Consider the following 17,227-nt stretch of genomic DNA (forward strand, 5'->3'; position numbering starts at 1 on the left):
TTCGCCGGATTCGAGGGGAAGGCCGCGCAGGCCGCGTAGTGCAGAAAGACGGCCGAGATTGCGGCCCCACTGCACCGGATCCTCATGAAACCATCATTGCTTGCCCTGACGGTGATGCTGGCCCTGACCAGTATCTCTGCGGCCTATGCCTCGGACGCCCCGAACTTCAGCGCGTTGCTCGAGCAGAGCAGGGCCCAATCCCCCTTCCTTCAGGAAAAGGGGTTCGACACAGCTGCCGCTGCGGGCGAAGCCCGCCAAGCGCGAGCGCTACGTAACCCCACCATTGATGCCCTCGCAGAGAATCTCAACGCTCCCCCCAGCAATGGCGCGAGCCAGCGGCAGACGACCTACACCATCAGCCAGCCACTCGAGATCTTTGGCCAACGTGGGGCTCGAATCCAGGCGGGAGAGAAAGGGCTGCAGGCGGCCGAAGCTCGCCAGCACCAGGCGCAAGTCGAATTCGCCGCAGCCTTGGCTGTTGCCTACGCGTCTTCCGAAGCTGGGCTGATACGGCGCGACATTGCTGCCGAAGATGTTGATCGCGCCAGAGGCGACCTGAAGGCAGCTCAGGCGCTGGTTGACGCAGGAAAGGAGGCCAGCCTGCGCGTAGCACAAGCCCAGGCAGGCTTGAGCTCAGCAGAAGCGATTGCCGCCTCAAGAGAGGCAGAGGCGGCTGCAGCTCTCGAGCAACTGTCAGTACTGGCGGGAAGAGCGGAACCCTACTCAGGCACGTCCGAGTCACTCCTGGTGCGCGAGTGGGTTGCGCCCGCAATTGCGAACGTCGATTCGGCATCTGTCCTGTCTGCGAAGGCAGACGTCGACGCGAGCGATGCGGTTCTGCGCACTGAACGCTTCAAGCGGGCACCGGACCTGAACCTCACCGCAGGCCGTCGCAACTTCGCCGCCGGTGGGGACGCATTGGTCGTCGGCGTGTCTCTGAGCATCCCATTGTTTGACCGGAACAGTGGCGGGATCAGCGCGGCTCGAGCACGGAGCGACGCCGCCCGTGCTCGATTGGATGCCGCACGCCTCCAGAGCCAGGCGGACCGTGCGACTGCGCTTGCGCGTGTTGACGCCGCCAAGCGAGGACTGATCGCTGCCTCCAAGGGAGAGGAAGCAGCCACGGAAGCCTACCGAATGGCGCGCTTGGGATACGAGGCCGGTAGAACCCCACTGGTTGAGCTGCTGCTTAGCCGTCGCACGCTGACGGACGCGAGGCTGAGCGTGGTGGATGCACGACTCGCACGCGTTGCCGCCTACGCATCGCTCGCCGTGGCCAGCGGTCAGATTGCCTTTGGAGACATGTAGATGAAGAGAAGTATTCCGGCTGTTAACACCCTGACGATGATCGGCGTGGCTACCTTGGCGCTTGGCGCAGGATTTGGCATTGCACGCTTATCCGCCCCTTCAGAGACGGTGGTCGACCCCGCGAAAGACGAAGCCAGCGCCAGTGCGCCGGCGGAGGCGGCTCAGGAAGTCGCGATTCCCAAGGAGTATGTTGCCGCTGCGGGGATCTCGGTGGAGCCCGTCACTTCCGCTCAGGTAGCGGCGAACATCACCGCATCGGGTTCGGTCGTGGCAATCCCCGGTGGTGAGGCCGTCGTGGTGGCACGTGCGGCCGGTAACGTCACCGATGTCATCCGGCAGGTGGGCGACAAGGTGAAGAAGGGCGAAGTGCTGGCACGCGTAGCCAGCCCTGATGGGGCCCGTATTGCGGCTGACCTTCGTGTGGCCAGCGCCAGCCTCTCCCTCGCCGAAAAGAACGTCAAGCGCGATGAGTCGTTGCTCGCACAGGGCGTGTTGGCACGACAAGAGGCCGAGGCGAGTCGCGCCGCTTATCTCACAGCGCAAGCAGAAGCACAACGCGCTGCCCTGGTGGCACGCACCGCCAATGTGGATGGAGGAGGTAGCGTCAACGTCATCAGCCCTATCGATGGAACCATCAGCAGCTCGCAAGTGACTCTGGGCGCTTTCGTCGAGCCGCAGGCCTCCCTCTATAGGGTCACAGGTTCCAATGGCGTGGAGATTCAGGCCTCCGTTCGTGCGGGTGACACCGGTCGGATCAAGGCCGGCGACAGCGCGTCCATTACCCGCTCCGACGGAAGCGTCACCTCAGGCAAGGTCCGTTCAGTTGCTGCCGCCGTAGGTGGGCTGACAAGGGCTGCCACAGTCGTAATCACCCCGAGCGCAGAGGCGAACGGATTGGTTGTGGGTGACGGTGTGCAGGTCCGGCTGGTCACCGCTTCCGGATCGGGTGAGGGGCTGTCTGTCTCGGAAGAGGCGGTCCAGAACATCGACGGAAAAGACGTCCTCTTCGTCAGAACCAGTAAGGGGTTCACTGCACAGCCGGTCTTCATTGGCCTCCGTAGCGGTGGTATGGCGCAGATCCTTTCTGGCGTCACTGCGGGAACCCCGGTTGCTACCCGTAATGCGTTTCTGGTGAAGGCCGAGATGAAAAAGTCGGGCGGAGACGAGTAATGATCGAGCAAGTACTTACGGGTGCCGTACGGCACCGCTGGCTGGTTCTGTTCATCACACTGGTGATTGCGGTGATCGGCGGGTGGCAACTGAACCTGCTACCGATCGACGTGACTCCGGATATCACGAACAAGCAGGTCCAGATCAACACCGTCATCCCGACGCTGAGTCCAGTGGAGGTCGAGAAGCGCGTTACCTACCCGATCGAGACCGCGATGGCAGGACTTCGGGGCGTCGCGAACACCCGGTCGTTCTCGCGCAACGGCTTCAGCCAGGTCACGGTGATCTTCGATGAGAGCGCAGACCTCTACTTCATGCGCCAACAGGTCACCGAGCGACTGACTCAGGCTCGGCCCCAGTTGCCGGAGGGTGCCGAACCGCTGATGGGCCCGGTTTCGACCGGGTTGGGCGAAGTATTCCACTACAGCGTTGAATTCACCCACCCAGATGGCAAAGATGCCCCGCGAAATGATGGTAAGCCTGGCTGGCAAAGCGACGGTTCGTTCCTGACTGATCAGGGGGAACGGCTGACGGACAACATGGCACGTCTGGCCTACTTGCGCACAGTCCAGGACTGGATTGTGCGGCCTCAGCTGCGCACGACGCCGGGCGTAGCAGACGTCGACAGCCTCGGCGGCTACGTCAAGGAGTATGTCGTTGAGCCCAATGCGAGCAAGCTCGCAGAGTACGGGTTCTCCTATACCGACCTAGCCGACGCGTTGCAGGATGCCAACCTGTCGGTCGGAGCAGACTACATCCAGAGGTCGGGCGAGTCCTATCTGGTGCGCGCAGACGCCCGCATCCGCTCCGTGGACGAGATTGCCCGTGCCGTTGTGGGCAATCGCAACGGAGTTCCCGTAACAGTGGGAGACGTCGCACGTGTGGTCGTTGACGGTGAGCTCCGCCGCGGTGCCGCCAGCCGCAATGGCTACGAGACCGTCGTTGGCAGCGCACTCATGCTGGTTGGCGCCAACAGCCGAACTGTGGCGGCCGCAGTGGGTGACAAGCTGCAGGAGATCGGCAAGACCATGCCGCCGGGCGTGAGGATTGTTCCCACGCTGGACCGATCCCAGCTGGTTGTCGCAACGATCAAGACCGTCGCCAAGAACCTGGCCGAAGGCGCTCTTCTAGTCGTGGTCATCCTATTTGCATTGCTCGGAAACTGGCGAGCTGCTGTCATTGCTGCATTGGTGATTCCGTTGTCCCTGCTGATCACCGCGATCGGCATGAACAAGCTCGGGATCTCTGGCAACCTGATGAGTCTGGGTGCGCTCGACTTTGGCCTGATCATCGACGGCGCGGTCATCATCGTCGAGAACGCGCTGCGCCGTTTGGCAGAGCGACAGCATGCACTTGGGCGCCCACTCAATCTATCGGAGCGGCTGCATGAAACGATCGCCTCGTCCAAGGAGATGGTCCGCCCGACCGTGTATGGGCAGGCGGTCATCTTCCTGGTCTTCGTGCCATGCCTGACCTTCCAGGGCGTCGAGGGAAAGATGTTCTCCCCGATGGTAATTACCCTGATGCTGGCGCTGGCCTCTGCATTCGTGCTCTCCCTCACTTTCGTTCCGGCGATGGTGGCGGTCATGCTCAAGGGCCACATTTCCGAGAAAGAAGTACGGGTAGTCGCTGCCACCAAGAGCCGCTATCAGCCGATGCTTCGCAGCGCAATCCGCCAACCCATGCCCTACCTGGCCGGTGGTCTTGGCGTCCTGGTGGCCGGCGTTGTGGCCTTTGGCTTTGTGGGTCGGGAGTTCATGCCCACATTGGATGAGCAGAATCTCAACCTGTCCTCCGTTCGCATCCCGTCCACATCGATCGAGCAGTCCGTCGCCATCGACCTTCCTCTTGAGAAGGCACTGATGACGTTGCCGGAGGTACAGACGGTGTACTCCAAGGCCGGTACCGCAAGCCTGGCCGCAGATCCCATGCCGCCCAACGCGTCCGACAACTACGTGATCCTCAAGCCCAAGGACCAATGGCCGGATGGAGTGAAGACCAAAGAGCAGGTGATCGAGAGGATTCGAGAGAAGACAGCCTTTCTTGTTGGTAACAACTATGACGCCACCCAGCCCATCGAGATGCGCTTCAATGAGCTGATCGGCGGCGTTCGTAGCGACGTTGCAGTCAAGATCTATGGCGAAGACCTGACGGCGCTTGCCGGCAGCGCTGACAAGATTGCGAGCGTCCTCAAGAAGATTCCGGGCGCATCGGATGTCCGTGTGGCGCAAACGGGAGGCTTCCCGACCTTTGACATGGCATTCGACCGGGCCGCGATCGCCCGTTACGGACTGACCGTCAAGGAAGTGGCCGACACAGTGTCTGCTGCGCTGGCAGGTCGCATGGCGGGCCAGATCTTCGAAGGTGATCGGCGCTTCGACGTAGTGGTTCGTCTGCCCCGTGTGGACCGCAGCGATCTCGATGTACTGGGAGCCGTTCCGGTCATGCTGCCGCCAGGCAGTCAGGAAGGCCGTCAGTCTGTTCCGCTTCGTGAATTGGTCAGCTTCCGCTTCACGCAGGGTCTGAACGAAGTCAGCCGCGACAATGGCAAACGTCGAATCTATGTGGAAGCGAATGTGGTCGGGCGTGACCTGGGTAGCTTCGTTGACGACGCCAAGGCGGCTATTGGCCAGCAGGTGCAGTTGCCCACCGGTTCCTGGATCGAATGGGGCGGGCAGTTCCAAAATCTGCAGGCAGCAACGAAGCGACTGGCGATCATTGTGCCTCTCTGCTTCATCCTCATTGCGGCCGTCCTCTACATGGCGATTGGCAACGGTTTGCTGACAGGTACGGTACTGACTGCAGTGCCACTTGCTCTGGCCGGTGGATTCTTCGCATTGGCGTTGAGAGGAATCCCCTTCTCGATCTCAGCCGCTGTGGGCTTCATCGCGGTATCTGGTGTCGCGGTGCTCAACGGCCTGGTTCTGATCTCCGCGATCAAGAAACGCCTGCACGAGGGGCTTCCGCCAGATGAGGCGGTCGAACTGGGTGCAATGGAGCGCGTCAGACCGGTTCTTATGACCGCGCTGGTTGCCTCCCTGGGCTTCGTCCCGATGGCGATTGCAACGGGTACGGGCGCCGAAGTGCAGAAGCCACTGGCTACAGTGGTTATCGGGGGTCTTGCCACGGCAACCGTACTGACGCTGTTCGTGCTGCCTGCGCTGTGCGGGCTGGTACTCCGAAGAACTGCGCGCAGGAAGGCCGCGGGCATTGAAGACCCCCTGCCGGTACCCGAAGTCGATTGAGCACAAGCCCCTTCCACGGCTTCACGTCCTGCCCTACGGATCGGATTACGATCCGCAGGGCAGCGGCGCTTTCCACTGTTCCATCTAGAGGTGAGCCATGATCGAGGTCCTACGCTTTCCAACATTCAGGAACCTGTTCGCTGCGCAGGTTATCGCGCTGATCGGCACGGGCTTGGCTACCGTGGCGCTCTCTCTTTTGGCCTATGACCTGGCGGGGGCTGAGGCGGGCGCTGTGCTAGGTACGGCTCTGGCAATCAAGATGATTGTCTACGTGCTGTTGGCCCCTCTGTCCGGAGCGATCGTCCCGGCAAATCTACGCAAACCGGTGCTTATTGCCCTCGACCTGGTGCGGGCGGGCGCGGCGCTTTGTCTGCCGTTCGTCAACCAGATCTGGCAGGTGTACCTGCTCATTGCCTTGCTGCAGTCGGCCTCGGCGTGCTTCACCCCTCTGTTCCAGTCGACGATCCCGGAAATCCTGAAGGAGGAACGCGACTACACCCGAGCACTGTCCCTGTCGCGCCTGGCCTATGACCTGGAGAGCCTGCTGAGTCCCGCGTTGGCCGCTGCTCTGCTGACGCTGATCAGCTTCCACGGCCTGTTCGCTGGTACGTCCGTAGGCTTCGTGATATCCGCCATGCTGGTGTTCTCAACTGCATTCCCCTTCGTTGCTCCTTCCCTGAGAAAGGACGGTCCCTACGCCCGCGCGATTCGAGGAATGCGGATCTACCTGAAGACGCCCAGGCTGAAAGGGTTGCTTGCCCTTAATCTGTGTGCGGCCGCCGGCGGCGCCATGGTGTTCGTGAACACTGTCGTCGTGGTGCGCAACGTTCTCGGCGGAGCAGAGTCACAGGTGGCATGGGCGCTGGCAGCTTTCGGTGGCGGTTCGATGCTGACGGCGCTTGTCCTCCCCAAGGTTCTCGATCGGGTGGCTGACAGGCGTGTGATGCTCTCCGCAGCCCTTGCAATGTGCATTGTACTTGTGACCCTCAGTCTTACCTGGCTGCTCTCGCCCTCCTCCATAGGTTGGCCCATCGTGCTCGCCGGCTGGGCATTGTTGGGGATGAGCTATGCGGGGCTGGTGACTCCTGGCGGCAGATTGCTGCGACGATCAGCGGAATCCACCGATCTGCCATTCCTGTTCGCAGCGCAGTTCTCTCTCTCCCACGTGTGTTGGCTGATTGCCTACCCTCTGGCGGGAACCGTGGGTGCGAAGTTTGGAATGCCAGTGGCGATCATGGCACTGGCAGTAGTCGGCATCGCCGGATTCGTGTTCGCCTGGAGAATCTGGCCCGCCCATGACCCGGACGAGATTTCCCACGGTCACGACGATCTGGCTGCGGACCATCCCCACTGGGCGGAACACGCCTCTTCCAACGGCAAGCATTCACATCGGTATGTCATCGACGACGTGCACCCTCGTTGGCCTGGATGACGGAAACTTGAACAAGGGGCGCGAGAGGGCATTTTCACCGCTCGCGCCCGACGTTGTCATATCGACTTTGCCAGAACAAGCCTCTAGTCTTTGCCCGTGCGATCCCTTCGTCTACCAACCAGCGTGCTGTTGCGCAGCTGCATCTTCATGATGCTGGTGGCGAGTCTGCTCGTGCGACCCGTCCTGAATCATCTGGGTGAGCTGCACGGCTTGCAGCACATCGTGCAGGCTGCGGTGGAACATGGTCACCCCCATGTTGGGGTGAGTGATGCCGCAGACCGTGATCTTGAACACGCGGTTGGATTGCACAGCCTGTTGCACCAGGCCGATCTGACGGCTTCTGTAGGCATCTTGGCCAGCCTTGCTGGACCCGCTCGAGTTGATCTGAGCGATATCCATCCCTGGCACCAGCCAGCGGCAGAGCTTCAGCATCATCGCTCATCCCTGTTCAGGCCTCCTATCGCCTGAGACCCAGGCATCGTGCTCGCACTGAGCAGAGGCTTGGCAGCGCCCGTCCAGTCAATCCTTACTGGACGTTCGTCGCTGCAAGAAATTATTCATTCGTTCCCCGCCCGGACCCCGCTTACGCGCAGTGATCCGTGTGACGTGCCGTGCGCGCCTTCTGCGCACTCGTAGCACGTTGCGCCGGTTCCCAGTGTCGTAGCGGATAGCTTTGGCGGAGGTCCGCTGACCGCATTCGTAGATCCTCATCATGATCCCCAGTTCTGAATCCGGGACGCTCTCGCGCGTCCTTCTCCAACCCCCACTACTGTCGCACTGGCCGCGAACTCTACTCGCACTGCTTTCCCTGTTCATGCTGCTACTCACAGCTGACGGGGCGTTGGCTCACGCGATCGCCGAAGGCGACAAGGGCTACATCCAGGAAATATCTGGAGTAAATCTGATCGCATTCGCCTATCTGGGCGCGAAACACATGGCCACCGGCTATGACCACATCCTGTTCCTCCTGGGCGTGGTGTTCTTCCTGTACCGGATGAAGCATGTCGCGCTGTATGTGACGCTGTTCGCGATCGGGCACTCCACAACGATGCTGCTGGGTGTGCTGTTCAACGTGGGCATCAACAGCTACCTGATCGACGCAATCATTGGTCTGTCTGTGGTCTACAAGGCCTTGGACAATCTGGGCGCCTACCAGCGTTGGTTCGGCTTCCAGCCAAACACAAAGGTTGCGACGTTGATCTTCGGCCTGTTCCACGGCTTTGGTCTGTCAACCAAGATCATCGAGTACGACATCTCACCCGATGGTCTGTTGCCCAACCTGCTTGCGTTCAACGTCGGCGTGGAGATCGGCCAGATCCTCTCGCTTGGCGCGATTCTGATCGCAATGGGCTACTGGCGCCGCACGCCCAGCTTCTTCAAGCACGCCTACACCGCCAATGCCGCCATGCTCTGCGCCGGATTCATTCTGATCGGCATGCAGCTCACTGGCTACTTCGTTTCCTGACTTTCAAGAGAACTACATCATGTACAACAGTAAGCCCGCCGAAGGCGACCTTCCCACCAGCCGCCAGCTGGGACGCACCACCGCAATTGCCGCCGGCATCGCCATCATCCTCCTGGTTGGAGTGGTGATGCCATCTGAGTACGGAATCGATCCCACTGGTGTTGGTCGGGTACTTGGTCTGAAGGAAATGGGGGAGATCAAGGAACAGCTTGCCGAGGAAGCGGCAGCTGACGCTGCGATGGACGCAAAGGCCGCCGAAGACGAGGCAGCCGCCCTGCTGACGCAGGTGTCCACGCAGAACCGTAAGACCGTTGAAGTTGCTCAGAAGCCTGCCGCGAGTAATGCGGCCACCGCTGCCGAATGGCGGGACGAAGAACAGGTTGTCCTGACGCCGGGCCAGGGCACCGAGATCAAGCTCGTCATGAAGGCGGGCGAGCGCGCCAGCTACCAGTGGTCTGTTGAAGGCGGCGTCGTGAACTTCGACACCCACGGAGACGGCGGCGGTCGAGCGATCAGCTATGAGAAGGGTCGAGGGGAAGCCACCAAGCAGGGGGTGCTCCTGGCTGCCTTCGATGGCAACCACGGATGGTTCTGGCGCAACAGGGGCGAGGAGCCCGTAACGCTTCTGCTCCGCACCGGAGGGGAGTACGAGTTGATCAAGAAGATGTAAACCGCAGCGGTGAGCGGTGGCCGGGTGCGCTTAAGGCCCGGCCACCGCCCTATGTGGGGTATTTCCGATGGGCTGCGCCCAGTTTCGGCCCCTCGACAACCCCAGCCAGCCCCGCTTAAGCTAACCCATATGCGTCTTTCCGCCCGCCACGGCCTTGCCCTCAGGATCAGCTTCTTTGCGCTGATGCTGTTGAGTGTCGTTGCGCGGCCGATGGTGATCCAGCTCAGCGAACTGCACGGATTGGAACATGACATCGCAGCAGCGGTGGATCATGGCCATTCACATGCCGGCGGTGCGGGCGACAATCTGGACCCGGATCACGCCACTGGCGCTCATGCGGTACTGCATCAGGCAGACGCGAGTTTCGCTGGAAGCTTGTTCACGCCCCACGTCTACCTGGCTTCACTACCGCTGGCCGGTGAAGTCCATGCTCTGCGACTTCTGAGGGTGCCTGCAGGGCACCCGGCGTCACCCTTCCGACCTCCGATCGTCTGACGACCCTAGCTGCGCTCTAGCAGCCTGAGCGCGCCTCCCGTGTAGCGGGACGCGGCGCGTCGTTCTGACTTTCTTTCCGGAGGCTTCCGTGAAATTCCGTAGTGTGTGGGCGCTGGCTGTTGCCGGCGCCTGCGGTGTGGCCCTTCCTGGCCACGCCGCCGAAGTGCTGCGCCTGGAGGATGCGGTTGCCCGCGCCCTTGGCACTCACCCAAGCGTGCAGGCAGATGCCGCACAAATAGAGGCGACAAAGAACCGTGCGGCGCGAGAGGGCTTAGCAGCCCCGTTGGTGCTCGGCGGAGAACTGGAGAACGTGGCCGGTAGTGGCAGCGTGCGAGGTATGGACGCTGCCGAGGCAACGTTCCGGGTATCCAAGATTCTGGAACTGGGTGGCAAGCGGGCGGCCCGCCAAGCGCTTGGCGGCGCGGAGGTCGATGCAGCCCAGCGAGAGGCTGATGTGACCCGGGTGGCCATCGCCACACGCACCGCTGGTCGATTCATCGACGTGCTTGCGGCGCAGGAGCATGTCGAGCATGCGGAAGAGCGGATTCGTATGGCCCGCGCGCTCCAGCGAGAGGTGGCCCGCTGGGTCTCTGCGGCACGGAACCCGGACTCAGACCTGAGGGCCGCTGAAATCGCCCTGGCCGATGCAGAGCTCAAGCGTGATCAAGCAGTCCAGCGGTTGGAGGCATCGCGCATGGCGCTTGCGTCTTCCTGGGGCTCTTTCACCGCTGACTTCGACACCGTCGCCGGCGATACAAACATCCTCCCCCCGCTGGATGACTACCAGACGCTGTCCGAACGCCTTCAGAACGCGCCACAGCAACGTGCCTTCGATGCCCAGTCCAGAATTCTTGCCGCGCGCCGCGATGTCGCCGTTTCCAGCGCGAAGCCTGACGTGAGTGTTGGATTTGGACTTCGCCGTCTTGAAGCAACGAAGGACAGTGGCTTGGTCATGTCGATCTCGGTTCCCTTGGGAACCCGGCGTCGATCAGCCTACTCGGTATCCGAAGTCGACTACGAACTGAGTGCGCTCAAGTCACGCCGTGAAGCACAAATGTTGGAGCTCAACCAGGAGCTGTTCGGAGTCTATCAACAGCTGCGCCAAGCGCAGTTGGAGGTCACCTCCGTTCGTGAGCGGCAGCTCCCCAAGGCGGAGCAGGCGATGAATCAGAGCCGTCGTGGCTTCGAGGAGGGTCGATTCTCCTATCTCGCATTGAGCCAGGCGCAGAAGACGCTGTTCGACCTTCGTGAGCGCGAAGTCGAGTCCGCCGCACTCTATCTCCGATTGCTGGTCGAGGCAGATCGCCTCACCGCCTCCGCCCAGGATATCCGCCCATGAATCGTTACGCCCTTCTTATGTTGCTTCCGCTGGCACTGGCCGCCTGTGGCGGTGAAAAGCCGGTTGAGAAAGAAGCCGCAGAGTCCACCGCCGCGGCCGGCGACTACGAGCGCGGCCCCAACCGCGGTCGCATGCTCCGCGATGGTGATTTCGCACTTGAAGTCACCGTCTATGAAACCAACACGCCTCCTCAGTTCCGCCTCTACGCCTATCGAAATGACAAGCCGATCTCACCGAATGAGGTGAAGGCAACAATGCAGTTGAAGCGCCTCGACGGTGAGGTCAATGATTTCACTTTCACCGCCGAAAACGACTATCTCGTGGGGAACGGCGAGGTCGTGGAACCTCATTCTTTCGACGTGAAGGCAGACGCAGTGGTAGGAGGAAAGACACACACCTGGTCCTATCAGTCCTATGAGGGCCGTACCACCATCGAGCCAAGCGCTGCCAAGGATGCGGGTGTGGTGGTGGAAGAGGCTACCGCTGGCACTATCCGCGATACGGTCACGCTGATGGGGAACATCGCGGTCAACACTGGCCGCCAGGCCGCCGTCAAAGCACGATTCCCAGGTATTGTCCGCAGCGTGTCGGTCGAGATGGGCCAACGCGTTTCCGCAGGGCAGACGCTGGCGACGGTTGAAGGCAATGACAGCATGCGCACCTACGCGGTGATTGCTCCCTTCAGCGGCATCGTTCTTGCGCGCAACACCAGTGTTGGTGATGTGGCCGCCGACAACACACTGTTCGACGTTGCCGATCTGTCAGAGGTCTGGGTCGATCTACGAGCTCTGGGCACTGACGCCGAGCGTCTCGCTCCAGGTCAAGCAGTGCGGATCCGTTCCGCCACGGGTGCCTTGGAGACTGAAGGTAGGCTCCAAAGCCTGCTTCCGCTGGCAAGCAGCGGCCAAAGCGTGGTTGCGCGCGTGAGTATCCCCAATGGTGACGGCAAGTGGCGTCCAGGAATGGCTGTCTCGGCCGAGGTCATCATTGCCGAGACACCTGTTCCACTGGCCGTCAAAGAGTCAGGGCTCCAGCGATTTCGCGACTTTACCGTCGTATTTGCGCAGGTGGGCGATACCTATGAGGTGCGCATGCTTGAGCTTGGAAAGCGTGATGGCGAGTGGGCAGAGGTTCTTGGCGGACTGAAGCCCGGAACGCGGTACGTCGCCGAGCAGAGCTATCTGATCCGTGCAGACATCGAGAAGTCTGGCGCCAGCCACGACCACTAAGGATCCATCATGCTAGAGCGAATCATTCGCGCGTCCATCGCGCATAGATGGCTTGTGCTGCTTCTGGTCCTGGCGCTGTCAGGCTTGGGCATCTGGAACTACAGCAAGCTGCCAATCGACGCCGTCCCTGACATCACCAATGTCCAGGTCCAGATCAACACCGAAGCACCGGGCTACTCTCCACTGGAGGCAGAGCAGCGGGTAACGTTCCCCGTCGAGACAGCCTTGGCCGGCTTAGCCAAGCTGGAGTACACGCGGTCCATCTCGCGTTATGGTCTCTCCCAGGTCACCGTTGTATTCGAAGACGGTACCGACATCTACTTCGCGCGGCAGCAGGTGGCCGAGCGCTTGCAGCAAGCCGCATCCCAGCTCCCAACTGGGCTGAAGCCAACGCTGGGCCCGGTCGCCACCGGTCTCGGTGAGATCTTCATGTACACCGTGGAAGCCGAGAAGGGTGCTGAAGAGACCTGGACGCCGATGGCGCTTCGTACCCTCCAGGATTGGGTGGTACGCCCCCAGATGCGACATCTGAAAGGTGTTACAGAGGTCAACACCGTCGGTGGCTATGTGCGGCAGTTCCACATCACGCCTGACCCGCGCAAGCTTCAGGCGTACGAGCTGACCATGCAGGATGTGATGGAGGCCGTGGCGCGCAGCAATGCGAACGTGGGTGCCGGCTACATTGAAAAGAGTGGTGAACAGTACCTTGTGCGCGTTCCTGGCCAAGTGGCGGACATGGACGGCCTGCGCAAGATCGTGGTCGCCAATCGCGAGGGGCTGCCGCTTCGCGTCGGTGACCTCGCAGACGTTCACGAGGGCACCGAACTGCGAACGGGTGCAGCGACCAAAGATGGCAAGGAAGTGGTACTTGGTACTGCATTCATGCTCATTGGTGAGAACAGCCGCGAAGTCGCTCAGCGAACCGCTGCCAAGCTGAAGGAGATCGACGAGACGCTTCCAGAAGGTGTCCGCGCGCATGCGGTCTATGACCGTACGGAGCTGGTCGACCGCACCATTGAAACCGTCAAGAAGAACCTACTGGAAGGTGCCCTGCTGGTCATTGCGGTGCTGTTCCTTCTGCTCGGAAATCTTCGCGCCGCACTGATCACGGCCGCGGTCATTCCTTTGACCATGCTGCTGACCATCTCCGGCATGGTCCAGAACCGTGTCTCAGCAAATCTGATGAGCTTGGGTGCGCTGGACTTCGGTCTGATCGTCGACGGCGCGGTCATCATTGTTGAGAACTGTCTGCGCCGCTTCGGCGAGCGTCAGCACGCCCTGGGGCGTCTGTTGACCCGGGATGAGCGCTTTGCTTTGGCCGCCAGCGCCAGTGCCGAGGTGATCAAGCCCAGCTTGTTCGGCTTGTTCATCATTGCCGCCGTCTACATCCCGATCTTTGCGCTCTCCGGCGTGGAAGGAAAGATGTTCCACCCGATGGCCCTGACCGTCGTTATCGCGCTGACTGGTGCGATGGCATTGTCCCTCACGTTCGTTCCCGCTGCGGTTGCTCAGTTTGTCACGGGCAAGGTCTCGGAGAAGGAAACCAAGGCTATGCGGGGCGTAACCAAGCTGTATGGCCCGATGCTGGAGCGGGCAGTCAGTGCTCGCAAACTGGTTGTGGGTGGTGCAGCCGTCCTCACCGTACTGGCGGGTCTTCTGGCCAGTCGCATGGGCACTGAGTTCATTCCGAATCTGGACGAAGGTGATATTGCGCTTCACGCGCTGCGCATTCCCGGCACTAGTCTGACGCAAGCCATCGGCATGCAGCGCCAGCTTGAAGCGACCATCAAGAAGTTCCCCGAGGTGGATGAGGTTGTCGCAAAGATCGGCACAGCAGAGGTAGCGACCGACCCCATGCCACCGTCGGTCGCAGACACCTTCATCATGCTCAAGGATCGCGACCAATGGCCTGATCCCCGCAAGCCAAAGGCGCAGCTCATTGCTGAGCTGGAGAAGGCTGTCCGAGCAATTCCCGGCAACAACTACGAGTTCACCCAGCCCGTGCAGATGCGCATGAACGAGCTGATTGCCGGTGTACGCGCCGAGGTGGCGGTGAAGTTGTACGGTGACGACCTGGATCAGCTGGCGCAGATCGGCAGCCAGATCGAGGACGCCGCAGGTTCCATCCCAGGCGCCGCAGACGTGAAGTTAGAGCAGATCAGTGGTCTGCCTCTTATGACCATCACGCCTGACCTGGGTGCTTTGGCCCGCTATGGCGTTTCGATCGACGAGGTCCAGAAGACCATCTCTGTTGCGCTGGGCGGTGAGGCGGTCGGTCAGGTCTTTGAGGGTGATCGTCGCTTCGACATCGTCGTTCGTCTGCCCGAGAACCTGCGTCAGGACACCCGGACGCTCGCATCGCTACCGGTAGCCGTCGCCGTCGGGGCCAGTTCCGGCGAACAGAGAGCGTTCGTTCCGCTGGGGCAGCTGGCTAAAGTTGAAGTTGCGCCAGGCCCAAACCAGGTCAGTCGCGAGAACGGCAAGCGTCGCGTCGTCATCACCAGCAACGTACGTGGTCGCGACCTTGGTTCGTTCGTAGAGGAGCTGCGAGAGAAGGTTGGTCAGGAGGTGCAGTTGCCGGAAGGCTACTGGATTGAGTATGGCGGTACCTTCGAGCAGCTCATCTCTGCCAGCAAGCGGCTGTCCGTGGTCGTGCCGGTCGTCCTGGTGATGATCTTCGGCTTGCTCTTCATGGCGTTCGGCTCGGGCAAGGATGCTGCCATCGTGTTCAGCGGCGTTCCACTTGCGTTGACCGGTGGCGTGGTGGCTCTGTGGATGCGTGACATACCCCTGTCCATTTCTGCAGGCGTGGGGTTCATCGCGCTGTCGGGCGTCGCCGTGCTCAACGGCCTGGTCATGATCAGCTTCATCAAGAGCCTTAGGGAACAGGGCACTCCCCTGCACCAAGCGGTAACCGAAGGTGCACTGACCCGGCTGCGCCCCGTGCTGATGACGGCCCTGGTTGCCAGCCTGGGCTTCCTGCCAATGGCCCTAAACGTTGGGGCTGGCGCGGAAGTTCAGCGCCCGCTGGCGACGGTCGTTATCGGCGGAATCATCTCCTCCACGCTGCTGACCTTGCTGGTGTTGCCGGCGCTCTATCGCCTCATCCACCGCGAAGGGGATGAGCGGAAGGAGGACGCAGCGTGAACCCGTCCATCTCAACCCCTCCCAGGAACATGCAGTTGACCATTTCCAAACGAACCCAAGCGTGGCTCTACCTGCTTGCAGCCATCCTTCTGCCTTGCGTTGCTTGGGCGCATGGCGTCAGTGAAGGCGACCAGGCCTTCCTGGAAGACAGTACCGGCCTGCAGCTCATCGCGTTCACGTACCTCGGCGCCAAGCACATGGTGACTGGATACGACCACCTCCTGTTTCTGTTCGGGGTGATCTTCTTCCTGTACCGGATGCGTGATGTCAGCATCTACGTGACGTTGTTCGCGATCGGCCACAGCACCACCTTGCTGCTAGGTGTCCTGGGCGGATTGCATGTGAATGCGTACCTGGTCGACGCAATCATTGGCCTGTCGGTTGTCTACAAGGCGCTGGACAACATGGGCGCGTTCAAGCGCTGGTTTGGGGTACAGCCCAACACCAAAGCCGCCGTGCTGATCTTTGGCTTCTTCCATGGCTTTGGTCTAGCGACAAAGCTGCAGGATTTCTCGCTCTCACCTGACGGGCTTGTCCCAAACATGCTCGCCTTCAACGTGGGGGTCGAGATCGGACAGCTGCTCGCGCTCGCAGGCATCTTGATCGTGATGGGCTTCTGGCGCCGCTTGCCGTCATTCCATCGACAGGCGTACAGCATCAACACCGCCCTTATGTGCGCCGGCTTCGTGCTTGTTGGCATGCAGCTCACCGGCTACTTCGTTTCCTGAATCTACAGAGGTACTCATGTCCATCACGCTTTCCAATCAGCTGCCCAGCACTCGCAAGCTGCTGAAATCCACCGCCCTGGCCGCTGCCGTTGCAGGGGTGATTCTGCTCACCACCGTGCTTCCCGCGGAGTACGGAATCGACCCTACGGGCGTAGGTAAGGTTCTGGGTCTGGACGCCCTAGCCTCCACTGACCAGGTAGAGGCCGTAGCTCCCCCAGTTCCGGCATCTGCTGGCAGCGCCGAAGCCGTCTCGGCGCTGTTCGAGAAGGCCAAGGTTGCCTTCGGGAGCAATGGCAAGCAGGCCTTCGAACCCGCCGCTGTCTCTCTCGCCAGCACTCCTTTACGGCAGGACTCACTGACGATCGAGCTTGCCCCTGGTAAGGGCCAGGAGGTGAAGGCCCATATGGCTCAGGGCGCTGGGATGGTTTTCAGCTGGAAGGCCACGTCTGATGTTGCCGTGGACATGCACGGCGAGCGTCCCGACGTGAAGGGCCCCTGGACCAGCTACGCCGTTGAAGGCGCCCAGCGTCAGGCCGAGGGAACGTTCATTGCTCCCTTTGAAGGTACCCATGGGTGGTACTGGCAGAACCGCGGCAGCACCCCCGTGATCATCGAGGTGCAAATTACCGGCTACCAAGCCGACCTCTACCAGCCGTGACACCCGGCATAACGCCGAAATCAACCTAGGAGAAGCAACATGAAGAATCGTTTTGCCCTCATCAGCGTCCTTTTCGCTTCCATTGCAGCGTCCGCATCGGCCTTCGCACATGATCCGGCGCTTCATGCCGAGTCGGAAGTGAAGGAGGCGCCTAAGGCAAAGCCTGCTACGTGTGAACAGCTGGCTGACCGGACGAAGTTCAAGGTGGATCTTGCCGATCCTCAGACCAAGGCGCTGAAGGACAGGTGCGACGCTCAGGCGCAGTCGGCTGCGAAGAAGAAGTAATTGATTGCGGCGAATGGTCCGGCTTGGGTGAAGTCGGACCATTCGTCTTTACCCTT

At 61.1% G+C, this 17,227-nt stretch carries 14 protein-coding genes; 13 read left to right on the top strand and 1 reads right to left on the bottom strand.

All coding sequences use genetic code 11. From position 1 onward, the window contains the following. Positions 1-84 precede the first annotated feature (84 nt). From ACZK2G_RS20905 to ACZK2G_RS20920, 4 genes are all read left to right on the top strand, one after another. Complete coding sequence (locus tag ACZK2G_RS20905; RefSeq protein ID WP_008266451.1) at positions 85-1,308, top strand: TolC family protein; 1,224 nt, start codon at positions 85-87, stop codon at positions 1,306-1,308. Continuing rightward, positions 1,309-2,478: an efflux RND transporter periplasmic adaptor subunit gene (locus tag ACZK2G_RS20910; protein ID WP_032961315.1), complete on the top strand. Its 1,170-nt coding sequence runs from the start codon at positions 1,309-1,311 to the stop codon at positions 2,476-2,478. It begins immediately after the preceding gene. Continuing rightward, the gene (locus tag ACZK2G_RS20915) at positions 2,478-5,723 is read left to right on the top strand and encodes a CusA/CzcA family heavy metal efflux RND transporter (protein WP_008266162.1); all 3,246 of its coding nucleotides are present in this window, start codon (positions 2,478-2,480) and stop codon (positions 5,721-5,723) included. Before ACZK2G_RS20910 ends, ACZK2G_RS20915 begins: the two co-directional genes overlap by 1 nt. A 97-nt stretch (positions 5,724-5,820) precedes the next feature. Continuing rightward, positions 5,821-7,155, top strand: a complete 1,335-nt coding sequence (locus tag ACZK2G_RS20920; RefSeq protein ID WP_008267238.1) for an MFS transporter — start codon at positions 5,821-5,823, stop codon at positions 7,153-7,155. Between the two features lie 111 nt (positions 7,156-7,266). Here ACZK2G_RS20920 and ACZK2G_RS20925 read toward each other — a convergent pair whose 3' ends face one another. Beyond that, entirely contained in the window at positions 7,267-7,590 is a 324-nt protein-coding gene (locus ACZK2G_RS20925) for a hypothetical protein (protein WP_008264507.1), read from the bottom strand. Between the two features lie 379 nt (positions 7,591-7,969). On the opposite strand from ACZK2G_RS20925, the gene ACZK2G_RS20930 reads away from it, so the two are divergent. From ACZK2G_RS20930 to ACZK2G_RS20970, 9 genes are all read left to right on the top strand, one after another. After that, the gene (locus tag ACZK2G_RS20930; RefSeq protein ID WP_223224807.1) at positions 7,970-8,620 is read left to right on the top strand and encodes a HupE/UreJ family protein; all 651 of its coding nucleotides are present in this window, start codon (positions 7,970-7,972) and stop codon (positions 8,618-8,620) included. A 19-nt stretch (positions 8,621-8,639) separates the two neighbouring features. Beyond that, complete coding sequence (locus tag ACZK2G_RS20935) at positions 8,640-9,290, top strand: hypothetical protein (RefSeq protein WP_008264806.1); 651 nt, start codon at positions 8,640-8,642, stop codon at positions 9,288-9,290. A 129-nt stretch (positions 9,291-9,419) separates the two neighbouring features. Continuing rightward, positions 9,420-9,785, top strand: coding sequence for a hypothetical protein (locus ACZK2G_RS20940; RefSeq protein WP_075075811.1), 366 nt, complete (start codon positions 9,420-9,422; stop codon positions 9,783-9,785). Positions 9,786-9,873: 88 nt separating this feature from the next. Next, a complete protein-coding gene (locus ACZK2G_RS20945) occupies positions 9,874-11,124 on the top strand; it encodes a TolC family protein (protein WP_075075812.1) in 1,251 nt (416 codons plus the stop codon). After that, positions 11,121-12,353 carry an efflux RND transporter periplasmic adaptor subunit gene (locus ACZK2G_RS20950; protein ID WP_040006894.1) on the top strand — a complete coding sequence of 411 codons (1,233 nt, stop codon included), beginning with the start codon at positions 11,121-11,123 and terminating at the stop codon, positions 12,351-12,353. The genes ACZK2G_RS20945 and ACZK2G_RS20950 overlap by 4 nt, the downstream gene beginning before the upstream one ends. 9 nt (positions 12,354-12,362) lie before the next feature. Next, the gene (locus ACZK2G_RS20955; RefSeq protein WP_032961302.1) at positions 12,363-15,500 is read left to right on the top strand and encodes an efflux RND transporter permease subunit; all 3,138 of its coding nucleotides are present in this window, start codon (positions 12,363-12,365) and stop codon (positions 15,498-15,500) included. A 29-nt stretch (positions 15,501-15,529) separates the two neighbouring features. Then, entirely contained in the window at positions 15,530-16,228 is a 699-nt protein-coding gene (locus ACZK2G_RS20960) for a HupE/UreJ family protein (RefSeq protein WP_008264906.1), read from the top strand. A gap of 16 nt (positions 16,229-16,244) precedes the next feature. After that, positions 16,245-16,886 carry a hypothetical protein gene (locus ACZK2G_RS20965; protein ID WP_032961297.1) on the top strand — a complete coding sequence of 214 codons (642 nt, stop codon included), beginning with the start codon at positions 16,245-16,247 and terminating at the stop codon, positions 16,884-16,886. Between the two features lie 39 nt (positions 16,887-16,925). Beyond that, positions 16,926-17,171, top strand: a complete 246-nt coding sequence (locus tag ACZK2G_RS20970) for a hypothetical protein (protein ID WP_008267212.1) — start codon at positions 16,926-16,928, stop codon at positions 17,169-17,171. Positions 17,172-17,227: the final 56 nt, after the last annotated feature.

The sequence above is a fragment of the Stenotrophomonas sp. 107298_Sma genome, assembly GCF_056480345.1.

What these genes read in the sequence shown, in the direction of transcription:
- ACZK2G_RS20935 (WP_008264806.1), top strand. Translation starts at nt 8,640, where the DNA reads ATGTACAACAGTAAGCCCGCCGAAGGCGACCTTCCCACCAGCCGCCAG.
- ACZK2G_RS20965 (WP_032961297.1), top strand. Translation starts at nt 16,245, where the DNA reads ATGTCCATCACGCTTTCCAATCAGCTGCCCAGCACTCGCAAGCTGCTG.
- ACZK2G_RS20960 (WP_008264906.1), top strand. Translation starts at nt 15,530, where the DNA reads ATGCAGTTGACCATTTCCAAACGAACCCAAGCGTGGCTCTACCTGCTT.
- ACZK2G_RS20955 (WP_032961302.1), top strand. Translation starts at nt 12,363, where the DNA reads ATGCTAGAGCGAATCATTCGCGCGTCCATCGCGCATAGATGGCTTGTG.
- ACZK2G_RS20925 (WP_008264507.1), bottom strand. Translation starts at nt 7,590, where the DNA reads ATGATGCTGAAGCTCTGCCGCTGGCTGGTGCCAGGGATGGATATCGCT.
- ACZK2G_RS20905 (WP_008266451.1), top strand. Translation starts at nt 85, where the DNA reads ATGAAACCATCATTGCTTGCCCTGACGGTGATGCTGGCCCTGACCAGT.
- ACZK2G_RS20970 (WP_008267212.1), top strand. Translation starts at nt 16,926, where the DNA reads ATGAAGAATCGTTTTGCCCTCATCAGCGTCCTTTTCGCTTCCATTGCA.
- ACZK2G_RS20930 (WP_223224807.1), top strand. Translation starts at nt 7,970, where the DNA reads ATGCTGCTACTCACAGCTGACGGGGCGTTGGCTCACGCGATCGCCGAA.
- ACZK2G_RS20910 (WP_032961315.1), top strand. Translation starts at nt 1,309, where the DNA reads ATGAAGAGAAGTATTCCGGCTGTTAACACCCTGACGATGATCGGCGTG.
- ACZK2G_RS20915 (WP_008266162.1), top strand. Translation starts at nt 2,478, where the DNA reads ATGATCGAGCAAGTACTTACGGGTGCCGTACGGCACCGCTGGCTGGTT.
- ACZK2G_RS20940 (WP_075075811.1), top strand. Translation starts at nt 9,420, where the DNA reads ATGCGTCTTTCCGCCCGCCACGGCCTTGCCCTCAGGATCAGCTTCTTT.
- ACZK2G_RS20920 (WP_008267238.1), top strand. Translation starts at nt 5,821, where the DNA reads ATGATCGAGGTCCTACGCTTTCCAACATTCAGGAACCTGTTCGCTGCG.
- ACZK2G_RS20950 (WP_040006894.1), top strand. Translation starts at nt 11,121, where the DNA reads ATGAATCGTTACGCCCTTCTTATGTTGCTTCCGCTGGCACTGGCCGCC.